General features: G+C 55.8%; 26 protein-coding genes. 18 read left to right on the top strand and 8 right to left on the bottom strand.

From position 1 onward, the window contains the following. Positions 1-15: 15 nt before the first annotated feature. A complete protein-coding gene (locus Q0955_RS18805) occupies positions 16-402 on the bottom strand; it encodes a MerR family transcriptional regulator (RefSeq protein ID WP_299427691.1) in 387 nt (128 codons plus the stop codon). A gap of 79 nt (positions 403-481) precedes the next feature. Here Q0955_RS18805 and Q0955_RS18800 point away from each other — a divergent pair, with 79 nt between their 5' ends. Beyond that, positions 482-892 (top strand): hypothetical protein, encoded by a 411-nt coding sequence (locus tag Q0955_RS18800; RefSeq protein ID WP_299427688.1) that lies wholly within the window; start codon positions 482-484, stop codon positions 890-892. A 62-nt stretch (positions 893-954) separates the two neighbouring features. On the opposite strand, the gene proS is transcribed toward Q0955_RS18800, so the two are convergent. After that, the gene (gene proS, locus Q0955_RS18795; protein WP_299427685.1) at positions 955-2307 is read right to left on the bottom strand and encodes a proline--tRNA ligase; all 1353 of its coding nucleotides are present in this window, start codon (positions 2305-2307) and stop codon (positions 955-957) included. Positions 2308-2653: 346 nt separating this feature from the next. On the opposite strand from proS, the gene Q0955_RS18790 reads away from it, so the two are divergent. From Q0955_RS18790 to Q0955_RS18770, 5 genes are all read left to right on the top strand, one after another. Then, positions 2654-4336 carry an ATP-binding protein gene (locus Q0955_RS18790; protein ID WP_299427682.1) on the top strand — a complete coding sequence of 561 codons (1683 nt, stop codon included), beginning with the start codon at positions 2654-2656 and terminating at the stop codon, positions 4334-4336. An 84-nt stretch (positions 4337-4420) separates the two neighbouring features. After that, positions 4421-5506 carry an AI-2E family transporter gene (locus tag Q0955_RS18785; protein ID WP_299427981.1) on the top strand — a complete coding sequence of 362 codons (1086 nt, stop codon included), beginning with the start codon at positions 4421-4423 and terminating at the stop codon, positions 5504-5506. A gap of 6 nt (positions 5507-5512) precedes the next feature. Further along, the gene (locus tag Q0955_RS18780; RefSeq protein ID WP_299427679.1) at positions 5513-6181 is read left to right on the top strand and encodes a DnaA/Hda family protein; all 669 of its coding nucleotides are present in this window, start codon (positions 5513-5515) and stop codon (positions 6179-6181) included. Positions 6182-6278: 97 nt separating this feature from the next. Next, positions 6279-8453 carry an RNA degradosome polyphosphate kinase gene (locus tag Q0955_RS18775; RefSeq protein ID WP_299427675.1) on the top strand — a complete coding sequence of 725 codons (2175 nt, stop codon included), beginning with the start codon at positions 6279-6281 and terminating at the stop codon, positions 8451-8453. A gap of 67 nt (positions 8454-8520) precedes the next feature. Next, the gene (locus Q0955_RS18770; RefSeq protein WP_299427672.1) at positions 8521-10056 is read left to right on the top strand and encodes a Ppx/GppA family phosphatase; all 1536 of its coding nucleotides are present in this window, start codon (positions 8521-8523) and stop codon (positions 10054-10056) included. A 25-nt stretch (positions 10057-10081) separates the two neighbouring features. Here Q0955_RS18770 and Q0955_RS18765 read toward each other — a convergent pair whose 3' ends face one another. The 5 genes from Q0955_RS18765 to Q0955_RS18745 are packed head-to-tail and all read right to left on the bottom strand — an operon-like array spanning position 10082 to position 13296. Continuing rightward, positions 10082-10456, bottom strand: a complete 375-nt coding sequence (locus Q0955_RS18765) for a hypothetical protein (RefSeq protein ID WP_299427669.1) — start codon at positions 10454-10456, stop codon at positions 10082-10084. 16 nt (positions 10457-10472) lie between these two features. Further along, on the bottom strand, positions 10473-11498 hold the full coding sequence (locus Q0955_RS18760; protein ID WP_299427666.1) for an endonuclease/exonuclease/phosphatase family protein: 1026 nt from the start codon (positions 11496-11498) through the stop codon (positions 10473-10475). After that, positions 11498-12175, bottom strand: coding sequence for a molecular chaperone DjiA (locus tag Q0955_RS18755; protein ID WP_299427664.1), 678 nt, complete (start codon positions 12173-12175; stop codon positions 11498-11500). The genes Q0955_RS18760 and Q0955_RS18755 overlap by 1 nt, the downstream gene beginning before the upstream one ends. Positions 12176-12217: 42 nt before the next feature. After that, positions 12218-12694, bottom strand: coding sequence for a GNAT family N-acetyltransferase (locus tag Q0955_RS18750; RefSeq protein ID WP_299427661.1), 477 nt, complete (start codon positions 12692-12694; stop codon positions 12218-12220). Then, positions 12691-13296 carry a VOC family protein gene (locus Q0955_RS18745; RefSeq protein ID WP_299427978.1) on the bottom strand — a complete coding sequence of 202 codons (606 nt, stop codon included), beginning with the start codon at positions 13294-13296 and terminating at the stop codon, positions 12691-12693. The genes Q0955_RS18750 and Q0955_RS18745 overlap by 4 nt, the downstream gene beginning before the upstream one ends. 860 nt (positions 13297-14156) lie before the next feature. Between Q0955_RS18745 and Q0955_RS18740 the strand changes: the two genes are divergently transcribed. The 12 genes from Q0955_RS18740 to Q0955_RS18685 all read left to right on the top strand — a co-directional run bounded on the left by Q0955_RS18740 (position 14157) and on the right by Q0955_RS18685 (position 24104). Continuing rightward, positions 14157-14936, top strand: a complete 780-nt coding sequence (locus Q0955_RS18740) for an ATP-binding cassette domain-containing protein (RefSeq protein WP_299427658.1) — start codon at positions 14157-14159, stop codon at positions 14934-14936. A 1-nt stretch (position 14937) separates the two neighbouring features. Next, positions 14938-15930, top strand: a complete 993-nt coding sequence (locus Q0955_RS18735) for an ABC transporter permease (RefSeq protein WP_299427655.1) — start codon at positions 14938-14940, stop codon at positions 15928-15930. Positions 15931-16031: 101 nt separating this feature from the next. After that, the gene (locus Q0955_RS18730; RefSeq protein WP_299427652.1) at positions 16032-16943 is read left to right on the top strand and encodes a sugar ABC transporter substrate-binding protein; all 912 of its coding nucleotides are present in this window, start codon (positions 16032-16034) and stop codon (positions 16941-16943) included. An 81-nt stretch (positions 16944-17024) separates the two neighbouring features. Beyond that, a complete protein-coding gene (locus Q0955_RS18725; RefSeq protein ID WP_299427650.1) occupies positions 17025-18050 on the top strand; it encodes a zinc-binding alcohol dehydrogenase family protein in 1026 nt (341 codons plus the stop codon). Continuing rightward, complete coding sequence (locus Q0955_RS18720; RefSeq protein WP_299427647.1) at positions 18043-18822, top strand: SDR family oxidoreductase; 780 nt, start codon at positions 18043-18045, stop codon at positions 18820-18822. The genes Q0955_RS18725 and Q0955_RS18720 overlap by 8 nt, the downstream gene beginning before the upstream one ends. A gap of 10 nt (positions 18823-18832) precedes the next feature. Continuing rightward, a complete protein-coding gene (locus tag Q0955_RS18715; RefSeq protein WP_299427644.1) occupies positions 18833-19504 on the top strand; it encodes an RraA family protein in 672 nt (223 codons plus the stop codon). Positions 19505-19598: 94 nt separating this feature from the next. Continuing rightward, positions 19599-20447: a GntR family transcriptional regulator gene (locus Q0955_RS18710; RefSeq protein ID WP_299427975.1), complete on the top strand. Its 849-nt coding sequence runs from the start codon at positions 19599-19601 to the stop codon at positions 20445-20447. Then, the gene (locus Q0955_RS18705; RefSeq protein WP_299427641.1) at positions 20444-20743 is read left to right on the top strand and encodes a UxaA family hydrolase; all 300 of its coding nucleotides are present in this window, start codon (positions 20444-20446) and stop codon (positions 20741-20743) included. Before Q0955_RS18710 ends, Q0955_RS18705 begins: the two co-directional genes overlap by 4 nt. Positions 20744-20746: 3 nt before the next feature. Further along, the gene (locus Q0955_RS18700; RefSeq protein WP_299427638.1) at positions 20747-21943 is read left to right on the top strand and encodes a UxaA family hydrolase; all 1197 of its coding nucleotides are present in this window, start codon (positions 20747-20749) and stop codon (positions 21941-21943) included. A gap of 10 nt (positions 21944-21953) precedes the next feature. Then, the gene (locus Q0955_RS18695) at positions 21954-22919 is read left to right on the top strand and encodes an aldo/keto reductase (protein ID WP_299427635.1); all 966 of its coding nucleotides are present in this window, start codon (positions 21954-21956) and stop codon (positions 22917-22919) included. Next, on the top strand, positions 22916-23764 hold the full coding sequence (locus Q0955_RS18690; protein ID WP_299427631.1) for an amidohydrolase family protein: 849 nt from the start codon (positions 22916-22918) through the stop codon (positions 23762-23764). Before Q0955_RS18695 ends, Q0955_RS18690 begins: the two co-directional genes overlap by 4 nt. Positions 23765-23783: 19 nt before the next feature. Further along, entirely contained in the window at positions 23784-24104 is a 321-nt protein-coding gene (locus Q0955_RS18685; RefSeq protein WP_299427628.1) for an L-rhamnose mutarotase, read from the top strand. Positions 24105-24338: 234 nt separating this feature from the next. Here Q0955_RS18685 and Q0955_RS18680 read toward each other — a convergent pair whose 3' ends face one another. Then, complete coding sequence (locus Q0955_RS18680) at positions 24339-24971, bottom strand: tyrosine-type recombinase/integrase (RefSeq protein WP_299427625.1); 633 nt, start codon at positions 24969-24971, stop codon at positions 24339-24341. Between the last annotated feature and the right edge of the window lie 712 nt (positions 24972-25683).

Genomic DNA, 25683 nt, shown 5'->3' with positions numbered 1-25683 from the left:
TTGGTTGGCGCGACCCTATGAGGCCACCCGCTTAGGGTCAAGCGATCCCGACGCATCCAATCCCAACGGGCACGCCTCTGCCAGCCGCCGCGCCACCACTGCGCGCAGTTTGCCAAGCTCTTGCATCCGTGCGTCAATTTCCGCCAACTTGCCGCGTAGCAGCGTCTCCACTTCGGTCTGTGACAGCCCACCGCCAAGCCCCTGCACCAACGCACCAATTTCCTTAAGCGAAAACCCCAACGCCTGCCCCTGCCGTATCAAACGCACTATCTCAACCATACCTTCCGGGTAATCGCGATACCCATTCGGCCACCGGTCCGCACGGATAAGCCCTTGTTTCTCATAATATCGCAACGTGTCCCGGCTCACGCCACTTGCCGCAGCCAACGCCCCGATCCGCATGATTTTTTCTCCTTGACCCTGGACCTAACTCCAAGGTTTACACCTCCCCGCATCCAACGCAACTGACAAAGGATGCACCATGTCACCCACCACCTTTCACCGCCTCTACCGCGTCTCCGCCTGGTATGATTTGCTTATCACCTGGCCCTATATGACGCCGCTGACGCTTGGCCTGTTCTGGAGCGGCATGAACGGCGCCCACGCGGCCACCGGCCTGCCGCCCCTCCCGGACCTAAATGCCTATGCCGTGCTCTTCGCCAACTTCTTTGGCAGCGTCGTAATCATCTGGTCGGTGGTGCGCCTGCGCCTGAATGATCCCCAACTCGCCCGCTACGACGCCCTCGGCCGCTGGCTGTTCTCTGCCTGGATGCTCAACGCCGTCCTAAACGGCGCAAGCCCTCTGATCTGGGGCTTTATCATCATCGAATTGACCTTCGCGGTTTTGCAATCTCTTCCCGTCTGGGAACCGACACAAGTCCCTGCGACATAACCAAAAAGGCCCTCGCAAATCGCGAGGGCCTTCCAATGCTCAATGTTCAAAAAGCGTCTGGATCAGATACCGGTCACCCGGTGATCCGCATAGATCTCGATCAGCTTGGCCACCGCCGCTTCCGGTGCCAGCTCTTCGCTTTCCCCGGTCCGGCGCGAGGTCAGTTCTACAACGCCATTTTTCAAGCCACGCGGACCAACGGTGATGCGCCACGGCAGACCAATCAGATCCATGGTGGCAAACTTGCCGCCAGCTCGCTCTTTGCGGTCATCGTAAAGCGGCTCAAGACCGGCCGCTTCCAGTGCCTTCTCCAGCGCTTCACAGGCCGCATCCGCTTCTGCGTCACCTTGCTTCAGATTCACAATACCCGCGTGGAACGGAGTCACGCCTTCCGGCCAGATGATACCGTTGTCGTCGTGGCTGGCTTCGATGATTGCGCCCAGCAGACGGCTTACACCAATGCCGTGGCTGCCCATGTGCACAGAGACCTTCTCACCTTCCGCAGTCTGCACCTGCGCGCCCAGCGCGTCAGAATACTTGGTGCCAAAGTAGAAAATCTGCCCGACTTCAATACCACGCGCGGTGCGACGGCGCTCTTCTGGCACCTCGTTAAACAGCGCCTCGTCATGGGTTTCGTCAGTGCGCGCATATTTGGTGGTAAACTCCTCCAAAACGCCCTGACACTGCTCAACGCTGTCGTAATCAATCTCGCGATCACCAAAGGTCAGGTCAGTCACTGCGGAATCGTAGAACACTTCCGACTCACCGGTTTCAGCCAGCACTAGGAACTCATGGGTATAGTCGCCACCAATCGGCCCGCCATCAGCACGCATCGGGATCGCCTGAAGCCCCATACGCTCATAGGTGCGCAAGTAGCTCACCAGGTGGCGGTTGTAAGCATGCAGTGCGTCTTCTTTGCTCAGGTCAAAGTTATAGCCGTCTTTCATGTAGAATTCACGGCCCCGCATCACGCCGAAACGCGGACGAATCTCGTCGCGGAACTTCCACTGGATCTGATACATGGTCAGCGGCAAATCTTTGTAAGAGCTGACATTGCTGCGGAAAATATCGGTGATCAGCTCTTCCGCTGTCGGCGTATAAAGCATGTCACGGTCATGGCGATCTGTGATGCGTAGCATCTCTTCGCCATAGGCATCGTAACGCCCGCTCTCTCTCCAAAGGTCCGCCGACTGCAAGGTGGGCATCTGCATCGGAATGTGGCCCGCACGCACCTGCTCTTCGTGCACAATATTCTCGATCTTGCGCAGCACTTTGAAGCCCAGCGGCAGCCAGGAATAAATCCCCGCACTGGACTGTTTGATCATGCCAGCACGCAACATCAAACGGTGGCTGACAATCTGTGCCTCAGAAGGGGTTTCCTTCAGCACAGGCAGAAAATAGCGGGACAGGCGCATTGGCACTCACTCTCTCGGCTTGGGCCGGACACAAATGGAGCGGCCATCTCAAAACATTTGCCTTGGGCTAGCCCAATCAGACAGTCGAGGCAAGCCATGCGACGGCACGGATGCACCCCGGACAAAGAAGCGCCCCCCTTTACAACACCACATCCGGATCGAAAATAAATTTACAATTATCCCCTAGATTTTAGGCAACTATTAACGCTTTTCGCTTTTGATCAAACACGGGAGGGGCACTTCATGCGTTCGTTTGGGTCATTTGCTCAGCACGGACCGGTCAGGAAGCAGACCGATGCGCAAACGCTCAGGTGATTTCAACACCCCTCCGCTGATATGTTAATAAGTGAGCCAGATAATGAACACCTCGGTGGCATCAAGAATTGATCCCAAACCTGTAAGCGACACACTGTTGGCGGACCTCGATCTTGTCGACGCGGAAATGGAATCCGCTTTTGACAATTTGACATCCCTCACCCGCACCGTTCTCGATGTGCCCGTTGCCTTGATCTCTATTGTGCAACCAGGGCTGGACCGCCAGTATTTCAAAAGCCACGTCGGCCTGCCAGCGTACTGGGCTCTGGCTCGCCAAACACCGCTCAGCCATTCTTTTTGCCAACACGTTCGTGCCAAAGGTGGCCCGCTGATCGTGCCGGATGCCCGCAAACACCCTATGCTCAAACACAACCGTGCAATTGAGGCACTTAATGTGGTCGCCTACCTTGGCATGCCAATCACTTTACCAGACGGCACATGCGTTGGTGCCTTATGCGCCAATGATGACGCCCCGCGCGACTGGACCAACGAGGAGCAGCAAAAACTGCACCAACTGGCGCTTTGTGTGAATGAACAAATTGCCTTGAAATTTGCGCTGCGCACTGCCGAAGCCGCCAAAACCGAAGCAGAAGACGCCGCCCAGGCCCGCGAAGACTTCTTGGCGCATATGGCCCATGAAATCCGCACGCCGCTCAATGGCATTATTGGATCAATGGACCTTTTGTCGGACGAGCTGGACAAAAGTGATCAGAGCACCTTGGTACCAGAATTGCTGCGCACCATGGACAGCTCAACCCAAGGCCTGCTGCGCACGCTCAACGATTCCCTCGACCTCAGCAAAATCGACGCCGGCAAGCTGGACCTGGAAAACCGCCCCTTTGACCTGCGCGCCGCAGTGGTGGACGTGATTGCCCTGCATCGGGCCTCCGCTGAATGCAAAGGCGTAAAACTGATAGTTGAAGCCAGCGACACAGAAAATGGTGCACTACGACTGGGCGATGAGTACCGCTTACGCCAGGTTCTTGGCAATCTGCTCAGCAATGCGGTGAAATTCACCGACGAAGGCACCATCCACGTGCGCCTGGAAGCCAAGCCCAATACCATCAGCGCTACGGTCACTGATTCCGGGTGCGGAATGCTTCCTGAACAATTGACAGAAGTGTTCTCGGCCTATTCTCAGGCGGATCACTCGGTTGCACGTCGCAAAGGTGGCACCGGTCTGGGGCTGCCCATTGTGAAACGCCTGATCGCCTTAATGAAAGGCCAAATCACGGTCCACAGCGCCCCCGGCAAAGGCAGCACCTTCACAACCAAGGTGCCTATGCCTGTCGCAAAAGACCTCGACACCCAAGACCTGCAAAGAGCCAAAATAGCCACCGCTTTCGCCGGCAAGCGGGCGCTCGTTGCGGATGACAGCCCGGTGAATCGCATGGTGTTGATCCGCATGCTCGAAAGCATGGGAGCTGAAGTTGTCAGCGCACACAACGGCAAAACCGCACTCAGCCATGCCCTCTCAGACACCTTTGACGCGCTTTTTGTCGACATCCGGATGCCAGACATGACCGGCGATCAGATCGCGCGCACTCTTAGATCTCGCGAAAAAAGTGGCAGTCTCACGACAGCTCCAAAACTGGTTGCTGTCACCGCCAATGTCTTCCCAGAGCACATTGCCACCTACCTAGATGCCGGATTTGACCATTGCCTCGCCAAACCGATCCGGCGGGCGGATCTTTGCGCGTTGACCGAGCGCTAACCGAGCTTTTCCCTCAAAGACTTGCAACCCCAGCCGGCATGCGCAATCACTGTGACCAACGCGACAGACCGGAGTTCAGTGCTTATGGCCCTTCCCGCCCACAAACAGTTTCAGTTCTGGGGAATCTTTGTAGTTGTCTTTGCCGTGGTGCTTTGGGCGCTTGGCGATGTCTTACTGCCTTTTGTCCTGGGCGGTGCAATCGCTTACTTCCTCGACCCGCTGGCAGACAAGCTTGAGGCCAAAGGCCTGTCTCGCGCGGCCTCGACAACTGTTATCACGCTATTTGGCGTGTTGATTTTTGTGGTTGGTATTTTGGCGATTATCCCGTCACTGATCCAGCAGACTGAAGAACTTGTAAAAACACTGCCTGAGGCATTTGCTCAGTTGCGGGTCTTTGTGGCTGAGCGTTTCCCAAGCCTGTTGCAGCCAGACTCGATGATGCATCAGTCACTGCAGAAAGTCGGCGACTTCCTTCAAGACCGTGGCGGGGATTTCTTGCAATCTGCTCTGAGTTCTGCAGCCTCGCTCATCAATGTGGTGGTCCTGCTGGTGATCGTGCCGGTTGTGGCTTTCTACCTCCTGTTGGATTGGGATCGCATGGTGGCCGAGGTTGACTCGCTCCTCCCCCGCGACCACGCCCCCACCATTCGCCGTCTGGCGAAAGACATCGACAAAACTCTGGCCAGCTTTGTGCGCGGCATGGGCACAGTTTGTTTGATTCTTGGCACCTACTACGCCGTGGCGTTGATCGTTGTGGGCCTCAACTTCGGCCTTGTTGTTGGCTTTATTGCCGGTCTTGTCACCTTTATCCCTTACCTTGGCGCCCTCATCGGCGGCGCCCTTGCAATAGGCTTAGCACTTTTCCAGTTCTGGGGAGATTGGCTTCAGATTGGGCTCGTCGCCGTAATCTTTGCCACCGGTCAAATGATCGAAGGTAATGTCCTGACTCCCAAGCTGGTTGGCAAATCCGTTGGCCTGCATCCAGTCTGGTTGCTTTTGGCTCTGTCTGTCTTCGGCGCTCTGTTTGGCTTCGTTGGCATGTTGGTTGCCGTCCCAGTGGCCGCAGCACTTGGAGTGCTTGCACGTTTTGTCACTGGCCAATACATGTCCTCCACGCTCTACAAAGGGCGCAGCGAGACAGATCAAGCAAGCGCACAGGACACCGACTAAATCCAAATGGCTGAGCAGCTAAACTTCGACCTGCCCGTCCGGGCAGCCCTGGGGCGTGATGATTTTTTTGTCAGCCCGGCCAACGCCATGGCGCTTGGCCTTGTCGATCTATGGCCCAACTGGGCGGGCGGTAAACTGGTGCTCGCCGGGCCAGCAGGTGCCGGCAAAACCCATCTGACCCACGTTTGGGCCGCACTGTCTGGCGCACAGATTGTGGCCGCAACCACACTCACCAAAGACGCAGTCCCCGCATTGGCCAAGACCCCGGTTGCGGTGGAAGACGTGCACCTGATCGCCGAGAATCCGGACGCTCAAACCGCGCTCTTTCACTTGCACAACCTGACCTTGGCCGAAGGCAACACGCTTCTGCTCACCGGCAACGGCGCCCCCCTGCAATGGGGCTTGACCCTGCCCGACCTGCTGTCGCGCATGCAAGGCACCACTGTGGCCACGCTGGACCAGCCTGACGATATGCTGCTGATGGCCGTAATGGCCAAACAATTTGGTGACCGTCAGCTGATGCCCACCCCGGATGTGCTTAGCTACATTGCCAAACACATGGATCGCAGCTTTGCCAACGTCGCCCTTATCGTAGAGGCGTTGGACCAGCTGTCTCTCAGCGAAAAACGCCCGATCACCAAGGCGCTGGCCAAGCGGGTACTTGAGCAACAATAAGTCCCCGCGACACCCTGCCCTGCGCAGCTCTCTGGACCCTTTACACTTTCCCGCCTAAAGTCATCTTCTCGTTACCTGCCAATGGCATGAGAGTGACATGACCCAAGCTGACTTTCTAAAATCCGACTTCCCCGCCCCTGTTGCCTTGCCTGATTTGGACCGCAACGGACCGGACCGCTTCTTCAACCGTGAATTAAGCTGGCTCAGCTTCAACTGGCGTGTGCTCGAAGAAAGCGAAAACCCACGGGTGCCGCTGTTGGAACGCCTGCGTTTTCTGTCGATCTCCGCCACCAACCTGGATGAGTTTTACACCGTCCGCGTCGCGGGCCTGCGGGAACTTGTGCGCGAAGGCCACAACAACCCGGCGCAAGACGGCCTGTCGCCCGCAGAACAGCTTGTGCTGATCAACGCAGACGCCCGCAACCTGCTGCAAGAGCAACAACGTATGTTCAACAGCCTGCGCGACGAGTTGGAAACGCAAAACATCCACATCCTGCAACGAGATGCCCTCACCAACGAGGATCGCACGTTCCTCGCGGACGTTTTTATGAACCGCGTGTTCCCGATGCTATCGCCGCTGGCCATCGACCCGGCGCACCCGTTCCCGTTTATCCCGAACACCGGCTTCTCCCTGGCGCTGCAACTGGAACGCAAAAAAAACAAACGCAGCCTCAAGGCGTTGCTGCCAATCCCTAATCAGATTGACCGGTTTGTTTTCCTACCCTCCGCCGAAGGCACCATCCGCGCCTTGCCGCTTGAGGAGCTTCTGATCCTGCATCTGGACAGTGTTTTTCCCGGCTACAAAGCCAAAGGCCACTGCGCATTCCGCGTCTTGCGCGACAGCGACCTCGAAGTTGAAGATGAAGCCGAAGATCTGGTGCGCGAATTTGAAGTGGCGCTCAAACGCCGTCGTCGCGGCGAAGTTGTACGTCTGAAGATCACATCCGACGCCCCTGCCGGTCTCAGAAAGCTCATCATGCAAGAGCTTGAAGTCACCGGCGACGAGGTCGTCGACATCGACGGTATGATTGGCCTCGCGGACCTCAAGGAAATGGTGATTGATGATCGCCCGGACCTTCTCTGGCCATCTTTCACACCCCGCGTGCCGGAACGGGTCCAGGACTTTGACGGCAATATGTTTGCCGCTATTCAGCAAAAAGACATGCTGCTTCACCACCCTTATGAGACCTTCGACATGGTGGTGCGCTTCTTGCAACAGGCCGCGCGTGACCCCAATGTGGTGGCCATCAAACAAACGCTGTACCGCACCTCCAAGGACTCTCCGATCGTCGAGGCACTTTGTGAGGCCGCCGAAGACGGCAAGTCTGTCACCGCGCTGGTGGAGCTCAAAGCCCGCTTTGACGAGGCCGCCAACATCCGCCAATCCCGCCGTCTGGAACGGGCGGGCGCCCATGTGGTGTATGGCTTTCTGGATCTAAAAACCCACGCTAAGATCTCCACAGTGGTGCGCCGCGAAGGTGACAAGCTGGTGACCTACACCCACTACGGCACCGGCAACTATCACCCGATCACCGCAAAAATTTACACCGATGTGAGCTTGTTCACTTGTGACGCCGCATTGGGGCGCGATGCCAATCGCGTCTTCAACTACCTCTCCGGTTACGTCGAGCCTGACACCTTGGAGAACCTCGCCATCTCCCCGATTAGCCTGAAGCCCAAGTTGCTAGAGCTGATCGCGCAGGAGGCAGAAAACGCCCGCGCCGGTAAACCAGCGGCGATCTGGGCCAAAATGAACTCTTTGGTCGAGGCGGAAGTCATCGACGCGCTTTATGCAGCGTCTCAGGCAGGGGTAAAAATCTCTCTGATTGTGCGTGGTATCTGTTGCCTGCGCCCCGGCATCGAAGGTCTTTCAGACAACATCCGCGTCAAGTCTGTGGTTGGCCGTTTCCTGGAACATTCCCGCATTGTCTGCTTTGCCAATGGTCATGAGCTGCCCGCCAAAAAAGCGCGGGTGTTCATGTCCTCAGCCGATTGGATGGGCCGTAACCTCAATCGCCGCGTCGAAACCCTTGTCGAAGTCAAAAACGCAACGGTAAAGGCCCAAATGATGTCCCAGGTCATGGCGGCCAACATGGCTGACGTGGCCCAAAGTTGGGTGATGAAGCCTGACGGTAGCTTCGACCGCACCCCGGTTCCGGAAGGCGAGTTTGCCTTCAATTGCCACCGGTTTTTCATGGAAAACCCGTCGCTCTCTGGACGGGGCTCTGCGGGGGCATCTGATGTGCCTCAATTGACCCATACGGATGATTGACCCCACCTCAAGGGTGGCGCAATGTTGCGCTACCAAACAACTCTGTACCTGACGTAAGACGACCGCCATGCCCCACGATCCGCAGCAGGACCACAGCCTGTTTGAACGCCCGATTTTTGAAGACCTCGAAGCCCGCGCCCTGTCGCGTGTAGGCGTGGTGGATGTTGGCTCCAACTCGGTGCGCCTTGTGGTGTTTGACGGCGCCGCGCGCAGCCCCGCGTATTTCTACAACGAAAAAATAATGTGTGCTCTGGGTGCCGGCATCGCTGACACAGGCAAACTCAACCCCAAGGGGCGTGAGCGGGCATTGGCAGCTATCGCCCGCTTTGCCCGTTTGGCGGATTCCATGCGCCTCAATGGTTTAACTGCTGTGGCCACCGCCGCCGTGCGCGAAGCCTCTGATGGCCCAGATTTTTGCGCCGAAGTGCTCGCCACGACCGGCGTACACATCCACGTGATTGACGGCGCCGAAGAGGCGCGTCTCTCCGCCCAAGGCGTGCTCACTGGCTGGCCCGGTGCTTATGGTCTGATCTGTGACATCGGCGGTGCCTCCATGGAGCTGGCCGAAATCAACGACGGACAGGTTGGAAAACGTGTCACCTCCTCCCTCGGCCCTCTGAAACTGCGCGATGTGAAAGGCGGCAAAAAAGGCCGCCGCGACTTCATCAACAGCACATTGGATGACCTCTACCAACAGATGGGCAATCAGCGAAACCGCCTGTTTCTTGTGGGCGGCTCCTGGCGCGCCATTGCCCGCATCGACATGGAGCGACGTGGCTATCCGCTTAAGGTGCTGCACGAATACCGGATGACCGCGACCTCGGTGCGCGACACCGCCCGCTACATTCAAGAACACGACCCGGACGAGCTACGCGGCCGCTGCGGCGTCTCCAGCTCCCGTATGGCACTGGTGCCGCTGGCCATCGAGGTGCTCAAAGGTGTGTTACGCCGCTTCAAACCCCACGACATCGCGATCAGCTCCTACGGCATTCGTGAAGGCGTGCTTTATGAGCAAATGCCCGACCGCATCCGCGAACGTGACCCGTTGATCGAAGCCTGTCGCTTTATGGAGGCGAAAGACGCCCGCATTCCGGGATTTGGCAAATCACTCTACAAATTCATCTTCCCAATCTTCAAATCAGCCAAGCCGGAACAGCTGCGCCTGATCAAAGCCGCCTGTTACCTGCACGACGTCAGCTGGCGCGCACATCCAGATTACCGTGCCGAAACCGTGTTTGACAGCACCACCCGCGCCAATCTCGGCGGCCTAAAACATGAAGAACGTGTGTTTCTGGGCCTGTCCTTACTGCACCGCTATCGCAACAAATCCGAAGGCACCCGCTTTGAAGATCTTGCTCCGCTACTGAGTGACAAAGAACAACATCAGGCAGAGGTCATCGGCAAAGCCATGCGCTTTGGTGCCATGCTGTGGCAGCAGGACCGTGACAATATGGGCACACTCAAATACCATCCTAAGAAAGCTGAGCTTCACCTCAAACTGCCGGTCAGCACAGGCCCGTTGTATGGCGAAGTTGCCGAAGCCCGCTTCAATGCCTTGGCCAGCGCCCTCGGCGCCGCACCAAACGTCCGCCTAAAAGACTGACATTTTGCTCACAACATCAGCCGATCTAGAGGTCCACACCGCCTGACGAGTCCTGTTCTTCAGGGGTGTCCATCTCCTGCGGAGTCTTTTTGCGCATGATGATATCCCCATTGGGTAGCATTTCTGGCGCGTGGTAGCTGCTCCAATCTTCCACCTTGGAAAACACTGCACCAAGCTTTGGCCCCATCTCCTCTAAGAACCCCTGCAGCCCTGGCCCAATCTCTTCCATCAGGGCGGAAAACCCATCAAGGGTTGGCGCAATTTCGTCCTGCAAGCCTTTGAGAAACAGCTCCATACCCTGTTCCATCAGGCTGCGACCATTGTCTGTCTCCTCTGCCATCGCAAGCCCCGCAGGAACACAGAGGCCAACACTCACCACACAGGCTTTCAAGGTTTTCATGACAGCTTTTCCCAACTCAAATATCGATATCCAAAACCACCGGAAAATGGTCCGATGCCATCAGCAGCGCATTGCGCAGCTCTGGCATGTCCCAGCATGTATGATCTTCAAACGGATGCCAAATCCGCCAGCGTGGGTTCGCCGATCGCAGCGCCTCTGACACCATGACGTAATCCAACAGCGCATTAAGATAACGCCCCTCACGCTCGAGATGAAACCGCGCCGTTGTTGGCTGCGCCGCCAACTTATGACGCAACGCCATCGCCGCATGTGGATCATACATGCGCGCACCGCCGTTGCTGCCCAACAAAATCTCTACCGACGACCTCCCAAACAGGTCTTCAAACGCATCCAGCCCTGGACCATCATTGAGATCCCCCAAAAGGATCACATCCTCCCCCGCCGCCAGTTCTTCCTCAATCCGGCGCCGCAGCCAGATCGCCTGCGCCAATTGTTTGCGCCGGTTGGCGATGGATATTTTCATCACCTCATCGCGATTGCGCGCGCCATGGGGCGCTTTGGATTTCAGATGTGCCCCAATCACACGCAGCTCGCGCCCTGCCGCAGTTGTCACGTCCAATTCCAGTGGTGGCTTGGAAAACACCACCAAATCCTCTTTGGCATCCACATCCAGATCCAGCCGCAACACACCGTCAAACCGTGGTGCGCCTGTGGCCCCGTGCTTCCCCGTGATCTCCCCGCGCGGATCATGCGTAGGCGTCAACACCGTGGGGTCATACAATAGCGCAATCTCTTGCTGTGTCGTGTTGGCAAATCCCAAAACCGCCTTGTTCGCCCGCAGTTCAAACGCCGCCGCAAACCGCTCCAGCGCTATAACCGTATCGCGCTTGCTGCCCTGGTCCGGCGCTTCAACCACCATCACCGCATCCGCATCCAACGCAGTGAACACAGTTCCCACGGCCTCAATCTGCTGCGCCCGTGTGACTCCATTACGACCAGACCAGCCGTCATCCATAAGCAACTGATTTTGATCATCAAACAGGCTTGAGAACCACTCCACGTTATACGTGGCAATTCGCATCACGCCGCCTCGTTGATCTGGTCCCAGGCACGGTTGATATCAATCATGCGCTTCTCGGCAATCTTGACCGCTTCTTCCGGCACACCGCGCGCAATCATGGCGTCTGGATGCGTTTCCCTCACCAATTTGCGCCACTCTTTGCGGATCTCGTCCATCGACATCTCCGGCGTCACGCCCAATACCGTGTAAGGATCCGCCTCCGCATCCGGCACAAATCGCGCCCGCATGGCTTTGAACGCATGGTCTTCAACCCCAAGGATTTCCGCCACCCTCGCAAGAAAGGCATCTTCGTTTGGATGATACTCCCCATCCGCCACCGCGATGTGAAACAACCCTTCCATCAAGTCGTCAGGTCGCCCATGCACCGCCCCAAACATGCCTTTGATGCGCGTGGCGTATTCTTCAAAACCCGCCACATCCTGACGCGCCATATTAAATACCTTGGCCGCGTTGGCCTCGTCTTTCTGTGCAATCTGGAAAACTTCGCGAAAGGCCGTAACCTCATCTCGGGTCACCAACCCATCAGCCTTGGCCATCTTCGCGCCCAGAGCAATCACTGCGATGGTGAACGCCACCGACCGCTCCGGCGGTGCGCGCAGATGATCAAACACAGAGGAGAGCGACTCCCCCTGACTCAGAGCAGACAACGCCTGCGATATGCGGGACCAAATTGACATGCCGCCACCTTAGCGCTTCTTAACCAAATGGCCAGTGCTGCGTCACAGCATTTTTTGCAACAGCACCAAGTCCATCCAGCGATCAAATTTTTGCCCAACCTGAGGCATCCGCCCGACCTCAACAAACCCAAGCTGTTTATGGAACGCAATGCCACCGGCATTCTCTCCGCCTACGCCTGCCACCAAAACATGAACACCGCGCGCTTTGGCCTCGGCCTCCAAGGTATCCACCAGAACACGCCCCAGACCTTTGCCACGCGCACGCTCTGCCAGATAGATTGTGTGTTCCATTGTCCGCATATAGCCGGGGCCGCTTCGAAACGGACCAAAGGTGGCAAAGCCCAAGACCATACCGTCACTCTCGGCAACCTTGAACACGGCCTCTGACGCAATCAAAGCCTTCAACGCTCCCAACTCTTTTTCGACGGTGTTAAACGTGCTGACCCCTTCGCGGATTTCGCGGTTCCAGATGTCGGCAATCGCCGCGGCATCCGCGCCTGTTGCATCACGTAGGATCACCGCAACACCCGCGTGCCATGTGGGGTGTCAAAGGTGGCCTGCAATGCGGCCTCGCCAGGCACAAAAGCCACGCGAGGATCGGCCAGTCCAACACAGGCTCTCAACGCCTCCGCGTCAGGGTGCGCCACTTCCAGCCGCGTGAGTGCCACACCTGAAGGTGTCAGAATTTCTGCCGGTGTCACCACCACATCCCACTGAATAAGAGCGGGAAAGCGGTTGTCAAACGGCAGTACACCGCTGTTCGGCACGGCCATTCGCCAGCGCAGGTCCCCGCGCGTCAGATGCACCACCTTGCCTGCGTCCACATCAAAGCGCGCCAGTTCTTTGTCCATATCGTCCGTGCGGCAAATCCAGTTCCCCAGACGCGGCGCACCCTGCAACCGATCCAAGTCAAACCAACGCGGATAAGGCAGAGCCCCGGCCGACGGATTGGCGGCAATCGCCTCCAGATACAGCCCGTCCGCAAGGCCAATCAGCTGATTGTGTGTGCCAAAATGGTCATGTTCCCCACCGGGACCCATCTTTACGCCCAGCGCCACTTCTACATGCGCCACAGCTGCCTCAAGCGTTTCGCCTGCTACAGCCAAATGATCCAACGTCAGCATCAAAGCTCCCTCCTTGTTTGCCGCCATCAAAGCGCAAAGGCCAGAACACCACAACGCAAAGCATCAGGTGGCACAATCCTACAAGCCTTTGGGGTCGTTTAAGGTTTGAGATAAAACACAGTCGCACACCAAAATCTTTGGAACTGTGATGGCGGAGGAGATGTCCGCCTCTTAAGTCCCGTAAGTTACTACCACAAAAAGTAAAAAAGTATAACTCATGAGTTTGTACCACAAAAAATACCCCACCCAATTGTGAAAACCCGATAAGCCCTAAGACACCCCTAAAGCGAGCCGTCATATTCCTGGTCAATTTTATCTCTGCCTTGCAGAACACCATGTGAGCCTACAACATCAATAATCTCAATGAGGATGTTACCCGGGAACCCTGGATGACCTGCGCGCTGCGCGCCACCGATCCTCGCACGGGCAGAAGGGGGCGGAAAGCAGACGTTTGCTGCCTATGTCACGAAAGGCCGCTATGCGCGATTACCGTTGTCGGAAACCACCCTAACGTCTTCTGCCAGTCATAAGCGGACATACCTGATTGGAACATGGGCAGAGAGCCGACACTTGCTGCGAGTCTTTTTGTAGCCAGATTTGCGCGATTAACCAAATATCGGGATGATACTGCCGTTTCCTTGATTAAAGCGTGCATGCGCAATGGCAAGCTTTAATCGGTAACTTCATGTACGTAGATCGCGTGTAAGGCATTAAGTTTAATGAAAAAAACAAGTCGCAGTTTTTCCGTCGGAAAAATATGTTTTTTAAATAAAAAAAACATTTGACCGACTCATCATGTGTTTTTTATAGATAGAAAACCAAAGCTTTCGAAAAATGCTTTGCAGGGAGAACTAAAAATGGCCAGCCAAGTCGGCGACAAAACTATTCTGCACGCTCGAGGCGTTAGCAAGCACTACGGTGGAGTGGTCGCACTCGAAGACGTGGATCTTGATTTGCGCGAGGGAGAAGTATTGGCGGTTGTTGGAGACAACGGCGCCGGTAAATCAACGTTGATCAAAGCTTTGACCGGGGCAATTTCCAAGACCTCCGGAACCATTGAAATGGACGGCCGGGTGGTGCAGATCAATTCGCCAACGGAAGCAAAAGCCGCAGGCATCGAAACGGTCTATCAGGATTTGGCCTTGGTCAACGAGCTGTCCATCACCAAGAACATGTTTCTCGGGCGAGAAATTGTCAGAGATGATATTTTAGGGCGCCTTTTTGGCACTCTCGACTTTGGCAAAATGGACGCTGAAATCCGCGCGCTGTTTCAAAAACTCGATATTCGCATCGCTGACATTTATCGCGAGGCTGAAGCCTTCTCGGGTGGCCAGCGACAGGCGGTGGCCTTGGCCAAAACCGTGATGTTTGGCAAGCGCATTGCCATTTTGGACGAGCCAACCGCTGCGCTGGGTGTCCGAGAAAGCAAAATGGCGATGGATCTGGTGCGCTCCCTGAAAGACCACGGGCTGTCTGTGATTATGATCACGCACAACATGCAGCATGTCATGAATTATTGTGATCGCGTCATGGTTTTACGTCTTGGCCGTCTGGCGGCAGTTCGCGACGTGAAAGACGTGGATGGCGATGCGCTTGTTGGCTTGATCACCGGCGCCACCGAAGACAAGGCCGCTTGAGATGACAGACATGACTCAAAACTCTTCAACCCAGATTTCCACACCCGCCGCGGACGGTTCCAGCTTTGCAATCCTGAGACATCAGTTCCTGCAGATTTGGCAAGTTTTGGCGGCGCTTGTTTTGATTTACTTGGTGTTTTTCGTCTTGTCTGAGCCGTTCCGAAGTCTCGACACACTGTTGTCGATTTTTGGCCAGGCCTCCATTCTTGCCATCCTCGCCTGCGGCACCACGGTTGTGCTGATATCCGGCGGGTTGGACCTTTCTGTCGGCTCAATCTTTGCGGTTGTGGGCGTCATCGTGGGCATTGCTTTGGCTGAATATCAACTGCCAGTGCTGGTTGCGGTCCTCATTGGGCTGATGGCTGGCGCCGCAATGGGCGCACTCAATGGCACCATTCAGGTATTCACCAAAGTGCCAGCCTTCATCGTCACGCTGGGTGGGCTTACAGCCTATAAAGGGATCGCCGAAATCCTTGCGAGTGGGCGGGATCTGTCGCGGTTTCCCGAGAGCTTTCAAATGTTGGGCTCGGGCTACCTGGTGCCAATGCTCATCATGTTTGGCGTGGCGCTTCTGACCGGTCTGTTCCTCACAAAGACACGCTTGGGCAACCATGCTTTTGCCATCGGAGGCAACGAAGAGGTGGCCCGCCTGTCAGGTGTCAACGTGCGTAAGAGCCGGATCTACTACTACATGTTGGGCGGGGTTCTCGCTGCGACTGCAGCCATCCTTGAAGTCTCCAAGCTGAACTTCGCAATGCCAGCGCGCGGTCAGAGCTATGAGCTGTTTGCAATCGCTGCTGTGGTGATTGGTGGCACAAGCCTGTTTGGCGGCCGCGGCGGAGTTGGGAAAACCCTGATCGGCATGCTGATCATGCAGACCATCATCGTGGGGCTGTCCTATCTCGGCGTCGGAACCTCGGTTCAGCGCATCGCCATCGGCATCATCATCATTGTCGCCGTCTACTGGGACGTTTGGCGCCGACCAAGCCGCTAGCGCACATCAAATTTGAGAATTCTGACGGGCGTGGAGGAGCGCCCGCGGGAAAAGACCGCCCGAACCTCGGGCACTTTAAAAAGCCAAAGGGAGGAAGACCAATGAAAATCAAAGCACTCAAGGGGATGGTGGCATCTGTCGCGGTATCCGCATTGACCGCAGGAGCCGCCTTCGCAGATGATCTGCGCATCGCGTATACCGGTTATTCAACAGACAACACTTTTTGGATTGGCGTGGCGAAGTCTGCGGCAGCTCAGGCGGAAGAAATGGGTGTCGAACTCATTGATCTGACAGCGTCTTCTGCGGACGCTGCAGCGCAAAAAGATGCTGTGGATCGTGCGATTAATATGGGTGTTGATGGCATCATTATTGGGTCTGTGGACAACCGCGCCTTTGATGCGTCGCTGGACAACGCCAAGCGCAAAGGCATTCCCGTTGTTGCCGTCGACACTGGCATCGAACATGAGCATGTCGCCAGCCTGGTTCAGACCGACAACCTCGCGGCGGCCTCGATTGCTGGCAGCTATATTGTCGACAAACTGGACAGCGGTTCTGTCCTCATTCTTGGCGGATCTGCGGGTCACCAGACCGGCAATGCGCGCCGTGACGGCGTGAAAAACGCAGCGGAAGCTGCCGGCCACGAAGTGATTTTCCAGATCTGTGACTGGCAAGACGCCTGCGCCTATGAGACCACAGTGAACTTCTTGCAGTCCAACTCGGACATCAAAGCCATCTTCTCGGCCTGGGATCCGGGCGCTCTTGCTGCCGTATCGGCGGCCACTGAGCTTGGCAAAATTGATGACCTGGTCATCGTTGGCTTTGACGGCAACCCCGCCAACCTTGTCTCCATCGAAGCGGGCGAGCAAGCTGCGACGATCAAGCAGGACAACGCGCGTATGGGTGCCGAAGCTGTGTCAAACCTCATTGGCCTAATCAAAGGCGAAGAGGTCCCGAGCTTCACACCTATTGATGGCATTTTGATCACGTCCGACAACGTCGGCGAGTTCAAGTAAGCCCTGTCACTCTGGCCGCCTGCCATGTGGCAGGCGGCTGTTCCCAATCCAATTCGAAAGACGCTAAAACCCATGCAAGCAATGGCCATCACCTCTATTGGCGAAACTGCCTTCACCACGGTGGAGACGCCAAACCTGGGTCCGCAAGACGTCCTCTTAGAGGTTGGGTGTGTTGGTCTGTGTGGCAGCGATCTCAATACATATCGGGGCCTGAATCCGCTGGCGACGTTGCCTCGTATTCCGGGCCATGAAATTGGTGGAACCATTGTGCAATACGGGCAGGATGTACCAGTCAAATGCGCACCTGGCGCCAAGGCAATTGTGATCCCCTATACCGCTTGCAAACAATGCTCAGCCTGCCGTACAGGACGTCCAAACGCTTGTAAATTCAACGAAACACTTGGCGTGCAACGTGACGGTGGCATGGCGTCCCAATTGGTTGTTCCCTATGATCGCTTGATCCTGAACGACCAGCTTTCCCTGCATGAACAAGCCTTAGTGGAGCCTTTGTCCGTTGGGTTTCACGCGGTTCAACGCGGCACGGTCACCCAACACGACACCGTGGTTGTCCTCGGCGCAGGTATGATTGGCGTCGGTGCCGTTGTTGGCGCACTGGCGCGCGGCGCACGGGTGATTGTGGTTGAAATCAGTGACGCCAAGAAGGCAACGCTGCGCAATCTCGGCGTGCAAGACATTATCAACCCGCTCACGGAGTCTTTGTCCGATCGCGTGGCCGCACTCACCGATGGACATGGCGCAGATGTTGTCATCGAAGCTGTTGGCTTGCCCGAAACCTTTCGCAGCGCGGTGGATCTGGCCTGTTTTGGCGGGCGCGTGGTTTATGTCGGCTACGCAAAATCTGAAGTGAGCTACAACACATCACTGTTCAATCTCAAGGAGCTCGACATCATGGGCTCTCGAAATGCGACACGCACCGATTTTGAGGCGGTTATCGACCATCTCCAAGCGACGCCCGGATTGTCTCAAAAAATCATTTCGCGCGTCTTCTCTTGGGATGACGCCGCGAAGGCCTTCCCCTTCTGGGAAGCCAATCGCCAAGACATTTTTAAGGTAATGATCGACATGCAAGGCAACGGCCATGACTGACGCAACCTGCCTCACAGAACAATACGGCTTGAGCGGACAAACCGCGCTGGTGACCGGTGGCGGCACTGGATTGGGAAAAGCCATCGCAACAAGCCTTGCGCAAAGTGGTGCCAAGGTGGTGATTGCCGGTCGGCGCGAAGACGTGCTGCGGGACGCTTGTGCTGAGATTGGCATGGGCACGCGGTATCAGGTGCTGGATTTGACGGATATTACGGCCATTCCTGCCGCTGCAGCCCAATTGCACGCTGATCACGGGTCTTTTGATATTTTGGTGAATAATGCAGGCAACACTATCAAAAAGCCGTTCATAGAGTCTGATCTCGGCGACTTTGACAGTGTGTTTGATGTGCATGTACGCGGTGCCTTGGAATTGAGCCGTGCCATCATGGACAGCATGTTGAAAGCGGGAACCAAAGGGTCTGTTCTCTTCATTTCCTCGATGACCGCCTACATTGGACAGCCCAATGTGTCCGGCTACACAATCTCCAAAACTGCAATCAACGGCGTGATCCGCGCTCTGTCCGCAGAATTTGCCCAAAGCGGTATTCGTGTGAACGGGGTCGCGCCGGGTTGGATCGACACCGACGTTTTCCGCACCGCCACCAAAGGCGACCCGGAGCGTAAGGCAAAGATCATGGGGCGCATTCCCATGGGCACACTGGGCGATCCGGAAGATATCGGATGGGCCTGCGCCTTTCTGTGCGCGCCCGCTGCGAAGTATGTGACCGGGCAGGTGCTGCTTGTGGACGGCGGCGGAGCAACTGGGTTTTGAGGAGGGCAAAATGACCGACAAAGAGCTGTTTTCTATAATGAAAGAAAAGCTGTTCACTGCGGTGATTGGCGACGTTCTGGACGTGTTGGGGTATCGTAAGCAGTTTCTGCCGCAACCCATCAAACCGCTGGTCAGTGGCACCAAACTCACCGGACGCGCCATGACGGTCTTGGAGGCGGATTACCTCGAGGGCCACGGTCATGGGCCGCTGACAGCAAAACCATTTGGCCTTATGTTCGAAGCCTTGGATGACCTCAAAGAAGATGAGATCTACATCGCTTCTGGTGCTTCTTTTGAATACGCGCTTTGGGGAGGGTTGATGTCTACTCGTGCTCTGCAGTTGAAAGCAGCCGGCGCAATACTGGACGGATTTATCCGCGATACCGATGAAATAAGACGCCTTGGTTTTCCAACATTCTCACGCGGCGCGTATGCGCAGGATCAAGGGGTACGCGGCAAGGTTCTGGACTATCGAGTGCCGATTTCCGTTGAGGGTGTCGATGTGCAATCCGGTGATCTGATCTTTGCCGATGACGAGGGGGTTCTAATCATCCCGCAAGAGGTTGAAAGCCAAGCCATCGAGGATGCGTTGATTAAAGTCGCCACCGAGAACGACGTCTCCAAAGCGATAAAGAACGGCATGTCGACACAAGACGCCTTTGCAACATTCGGCGTGATGTAAGACAGTTACTTAATCTTTTAAAAACAAACAGAGCCATTTCATGTCACGTGACAATTCGACTTACAAAGACAGCCTCAACCGCAGCTTGGATTTTGTGGCGGCGTTGCCAATCGAGGATACATTGCCGTCCGAAGTTGAATTGACTCAGCGCCTCGGCATCAGTCGGACCACGGTGCGTGCTGTGCTGGCGCAATTGAATGAAAGCGGCATCATTCAATGGTCTGGGCGCACCAAAACCGTTCTGCGAAAACCGGTTGCGGCAGATTATTTTGCCAAAGAAGAGACGCTTTCGACCAGCGAGCGCGTTGAAACTCAATTCATGGAATACATCCTTGGGGGGGATCTAAAGCCGGGGACAATTTTGCATGAGAGCGAGATGGTGAGGGAATTTGGCGCAAGTGCGTCGGTGCTCCGGGAGTGCCTGATTAAGTTTTCTCGTTTTGGATTGATTGAGAAAGAACCCAACCGGCATTGGGTGCTGAGAGGCTTTACACAGGATTTTGCCATCGAACTTTTTGATGTGCGGGAGATGTTTGAGCAGCGCGCCTTTCAGGCCTTGCTTGATGCTGGACCGGACTCGACAAGGTTTGCGCAGCTGGTTGCGCTCGATAAGGCTCACGAGAGTATCATTCGCAATATCGACGCCGAATTTTTGAACTTCCCGCGTCTGGACGAGCAGTTTCATAGGATTCTGCTCGACGGTCTTGGGAACAGGTTTATCGACGACTTCTTTGAGCTGGTTTCCGTGATTTTCCACTACCACTACCGGTGGAACAAACAAGACGAACACGAGCGCAACCTTGTTGCCGCTCAACAGCACCTAGCGGTGATACGTGCGTTGGAGGCCGGCGACAAACAAAGTGCCTTGGATCTCTTTCAGACGCACTTGAATGCCGCACGAACAACACTTCTGCGCAGTGTGACATGGGACAACGAAACATGACTCGACAGCCATCAAACGATCCCCGTGTTATGACGCTTGCCGAAGGTGACAATATCGTCGTGCTAAAATCGACCATTCAGGCTGGCGAACACATTCGTCTGTCCGGGCTGGAGGTCTTTGTACCCCAGACCCTGGGTCTTGGTCACAAGCTGGCCGCAGAGGACATCCCCGCAGGGCGAGATATCGTGAAGTACGGCTTTCCCATTGGGTTTGCAGCGGCGGACATTCCGCTCGGCGCACATGTGCATGTTCACAACCTGACCAGCCGATACACCCAAGTTGAGGTGATGGAGTAACCGATGACCGCTATGATGGCTTGGCCGCGCAAAGACGGCAGGAAGGGTATTCGCAACGTTGTGTTGGTTGCGTATCTGGTGGAATGCGCGCACCACGTCTGCAAGCAGATCGCCCGACCTTTTCCGGATGGGGACGTGCAGGTTGTGGGATTTTCCGGCTGTTTTCCATCAGACTACGGTCAGGACATGATGGCCGCCCTGTGTACGCACCCAAATGTTGGGGCTGTTCAGCTCGTGTCGCTCGGATGTGAAAATTTCAAAAAGACCCAATTGGCAGAGGTCATCCGTGCCTCAGGTCGCCCAGTGGATATCATCACCATTCAAGACGTAGGAGGGACCGGTCCCGCAGTTAAGGCTGGACAGGACTGGATCAAACTGACCCATGCTCAAATCATGGCTCAACCAAAGGTCGAGATGGCGGTGTCTGAGCTGGTGATTGGCACCATTTGTGGGGGCTCTGACGCCACATCTGGCATCACCGGAAACCCAGCTGCTGGCGTGGCTTTTGATATGTTAGTCCAAGCGGGCGCAACCTGCATTTTCGAGGAAACCGGTGAGCTGATCGGCTGTGAACATGTCATGGCGGATCGGGTTGCCGATGAGGCGCTGCGCCCTGCGATCATCGCTTCGGTAGACAAAGCGGCCAAGTATTATGAAGCAATGGGCTACGGGTCTTTTTCCAACGGCAATGCCACCGGCGGACTATCGACCATCGAGGAAAAATCACTTGGCGCCTATGCCAAGTCGGGTCAAAGCAAAATAGCGGGTATCCTCCGCCCCGCCCAAACTGCCCCCGCGGGCGGGCTGTACCTTTTGGATGTCGTGCCGGACGGACCACCGAAGTATGGCTATCCAAACATCAATGACAACGCTGAAATCATTGAACTGATCTCTTGCGGCGCACACGTTGTGATCTTTGTCACCGGGCGGGGGTCGGTGGTCGGGTCGGCCATTTCACCGGTCCTCAAAGTTTGCGCCAACCCCGAAACCTATGACCGCATGTCCGGCGATATGGACGTAAATGCGGGTCGGATATTGGACGGTGGAACGACGTTGCAAGATGTCGGTGCGGAGATTGTCCAAAAGCTGGTGGCGCTTGGTCAGGGCCAAACCACCGCATCCGAAGACCTGGGCCATGTTGAATTTGTCCTGACCTATAAAACCGCGGCTCCGGCGGAGCCCGGATGTCATCCCAACTAAGGCCATTTCAATGCTCAATGACACTCATCGCCTGGCTCTTGGCACAGCCGCTCTCGCAGGCCTCTACCGCCCCGTCAGCCATTCCGCTGTTCAGGATGTTCTCACCAGCGCGTGGGACAACGGCATTCGGTACTATGACACCGCGCCCCACTATGGAAATGGCGCGTCTGAAGGTCTGCTTGGGAATTTCTTGCGCGATCGAGACGGTTGGGTGCTTTCCACCAAAGTTGGGCGTGTTCTGACACCCGACAGCGATCCGCCAGAGGTCATCAATGGCTTTCACAACGCTTGGCCGCTCAAGCAACACTTCGATTTCACGTATGACGGCATTATGCGGTCGGTCGAGGACAGTTTTCAGCGGCTTGGGTTGAACCGCATCGATATCCTGTTTGTGCATGACATTGGGGACCCCGACGCGGGCACAGACACAAATCATCACCGTGCGCAGTTGCTTGAGTCTGGTGTAAAGGCGCTGGAAGAACTCAAAGCTGATGGCACCGTGAAGGCCGTTGGTCTCGGCGTCAATACGGTGGAAATCTGCGAGGAGTTGCTGGGGCAGTTCGAGATGGACCTGATCTTACTGGCCGGACGGTACACCTTGTTGGACCAGTCGGCACGTATTCGGCTCTTTCCACTACTGCGTCAACACAACGTGCGGCTGGTGATTGGTGGGGTCTTTAACTCTGGAATTTTGGCCACAGGCCCCCGTTCCGGAGCGCATTACAACTATGCGCCTGCGTCCCCTGAAATCTTGGAAAAAGTCGCCAACATTGAGGCTGTGTGCGCGCAGCATGACACCGCGTTGCCCGCCGCGGCCCTTCAATATCCGGACCAGCATCCGCTTGTGGCGTCTACGTTGATCGGAACAAGCAAAGCGACCTCGCTGAAGCGCAACATCGCCCAGTTCAATGCGCCTGTGCCAGCCGCGCTGTGGGACGACCTCATCACCCATGGCATGATTGCAGCTGACCAATGATCATTGACGCCCATCAGCATTTCTGGAAGCTCAAACGGGGCGACTACCCGTGGCCGAATGAAACCGTCGCAGACATTTTCCGCGATTTTGAACCAGCCGACCTGGCACCGCTTCTTGCGGCTGCCGGCGTTGATCGCACGGTGCTTGTGCAAGCTACGGACACTGTCGCTGAGACCGAGTTCCTTTTGCAAATTGCCAGCGAAGTGGATTGGGTGGCTGGTGTGGTCGGGTGGGTCGATCTCGCTGTGCCAGATGCTCCGAAAGTGATTGATCGGCTGCAACAGAATTCCACCCTCAAGGGCCTTCGCCCGATGCTGCAAAACATAGAAGAAACGGGATGGATTTTGAGTGACACGGTTGCCCCCGCCTTGTCTCACATGGCTGATCTGGGGCTGTGTTTTGACGCGCTGATCCAACCACGTCATCTGGAACCCATCAGTCAAATTGCAAGATTGCACCCAAGTTTGCCTATTGTGATAGATCACATTGCCAAACCGAAGATGGGTGGCGCGCGGACGCCGGATACAGAATGGATGCAGGGCATGCGCCGCTTGGCTGAATTGCCAAATGTGCATTGCAAACTGTCCGGACTGGTCACCGAAATTGGACCGGCTTGGACGATGTCCGACCTGGCACCATTTGCAGCACATGTTTTGCAGTTTTTTGGCCCTGACAAAACTCTGTTTGGAAGCGATTGGCCTGTGGTCAATCTCGCCAGCACTTACACGGACTGGCGTGGCACCGTCGACACGCTATTGAGCAAGGTCTCCGCAGTGGATCGTGCCAAGATCATGGGTGGCAACGCCCAGGCTTTTTACGGCCTGAAAGGCCCCCGCAAGGATTAGGATTAAAATGGTACAACGCATGGGAATGGTGATTGGGATCGCTCCAGAAAATATCGCAGAATACAAACAGCTTCATGCGGAGGTTTGGCCTGATGTTTTGGCTCGTCTAAAGCAGTCCAACATCTCCAATTATTCAATTTTCCTGCGTGAACCTGAGAACCTGATGTTCAGTTACTGGGAATACACCGGCTCTGATTTTGAAGCGGATATGGCGGCTATTTCGGAGCATGAGGCCACTCAAGATTGGTGGCAAGTTTGCGGTCCGATGCAGCGACCTCTGGACACGCGCAAAGACGAAGAGTGGTGGGCAGGAATGGAGCAGGTTTTCTTTTTGCCATAAACAAAAAAATCCGCCCCTCAATTGAACAGCGCTACATGCCTGCGCAAATTTGACTTGCAGGATGAAACTGAGCGGTTTTGCCAGACAGACGTGTAACGTATCCTGCAACCAATCAGAAGCGTGATCGCCATTCGTGTTCTGCGCAGCATCGGTCATTGTGTGCTCAAAGCCGATATCCGCCGCAACAAGCTCGAATGTCCGCTCAGGGCCGTCAGTGAAGACGGCCCTGATTACTTAGATTTCTATGGCCTCTGCAATCGCAAGGGCATCCTCAAGCTCGACGCCGAGGTATCGAACAGTGCTGTCCATCTTCGTATGGCCCAACAGCAGCTGCACTGCGCGAAGGTTGCCCGTCTTTTTGTAGATTTGCGTTACCTTGGTCCTTCGCATCGAATGCGTGCCGTATGCGCTCGCCTCAAGGCCAATCGACGTCACCCAGTCACGGACGATCCGCGCATATTGGCGGGTGGAGATATGAAGGCGTTCGTGAAACCGGCCAGGCCAGAGGTGTGCGGATCCAACCATCAGCGGGTCTTGCATCCACTTTTCGAGTGAGGCGCGGGTGCCTTCGGAGATTTCGAAGCGGACAGGTTTTTGCGTTTTGCTTTGCAGAACCGATGCGCGCTCCTTGATCTGACCTGATGCCATGACATCGACAACCTTCATTTTGACCAGATCACAGCCGCGCAACTTGCTGTCGATGGCCAAATTAAAGAGCGCCAAGTCGCGATGGTTCTCAGCCAACTCTAGTCGCACCCTGATCGCCCAAACGTGTTTGGGCTTGAGCGGTCGCTTCTGACCAACGATCCGCCCTTTGTTCTTGGCAGGGCGTAGCGCGCGAATGGCAGGTAAATTTGGTGTTTCCATGACGGATCCTCCGACCCACCACTCCCTCCACAACGACAACCCGATGTTGACCGGGCAACTTATCACCGAATTGCGGCACCACCTCTGAGGTCCGGAAGAACTCGATTGAACGTTGCTGCGCCAAAGTCATATGGCGGCAATGCGCAGAAAGCGGGTTTTGCAAAGTCTTTCAGACGGCCCATTCCTGCCTTTGGAGACAAAGCCTGTCGCTGCAGCGCAGCGTCACCGAACCGGTCGTTCGCGCACGGCTGCAGCATTTTGGCGGGTTGGAGGTCAACAGTGCGGGACGGAGCTGTCGTTTGCCGAAAGGGCTTCAATGGCTGTTTCCAGCCCAAAGCGAAAATTGGACTTTGGCAACGAGGGCGGGAAGCGGCCGTTCGCTGCTTCGGATGCCGAATGGCTCCAATGCGGGCAAAGCTGCCTTTGATCGCAACTAGTGCCATGCCCGCTTTTTGGCCCAAAGCGGACATGATCATCAATCACATTGGAAGGGATTGCAGACTTTCGCTGCAAGTGCATCCTCGAAGCAGTCATAGGGACGATACCAAGTTGAAGACGTGGGGGCAACCACCAAGACCCGAGCAACAACTGCTAAAAAGTTATTCCGAAAAGGTTCCTGAAGTTCGACTTACGTGTGTGCGTCGTCAGAGTTTTTGGAACCAAGGGCGGCCTAAACTAAGAGAGAGTTCGGCTCATCTGGTTGGTTTGATTA

This window comes from uncultured Shimia sp. (genome assembly GCF_947493595.1).
In the GTDB taxonomy this organism is placed as follows: Bacteria; Pseudomonadota; Alphaproteobacteria; order Rhodobacterales; family Rhodobacteraceae; genus Shimia.
This window is presented reverse-complemented; position numbering and strand designations above follow the sequence as displayed.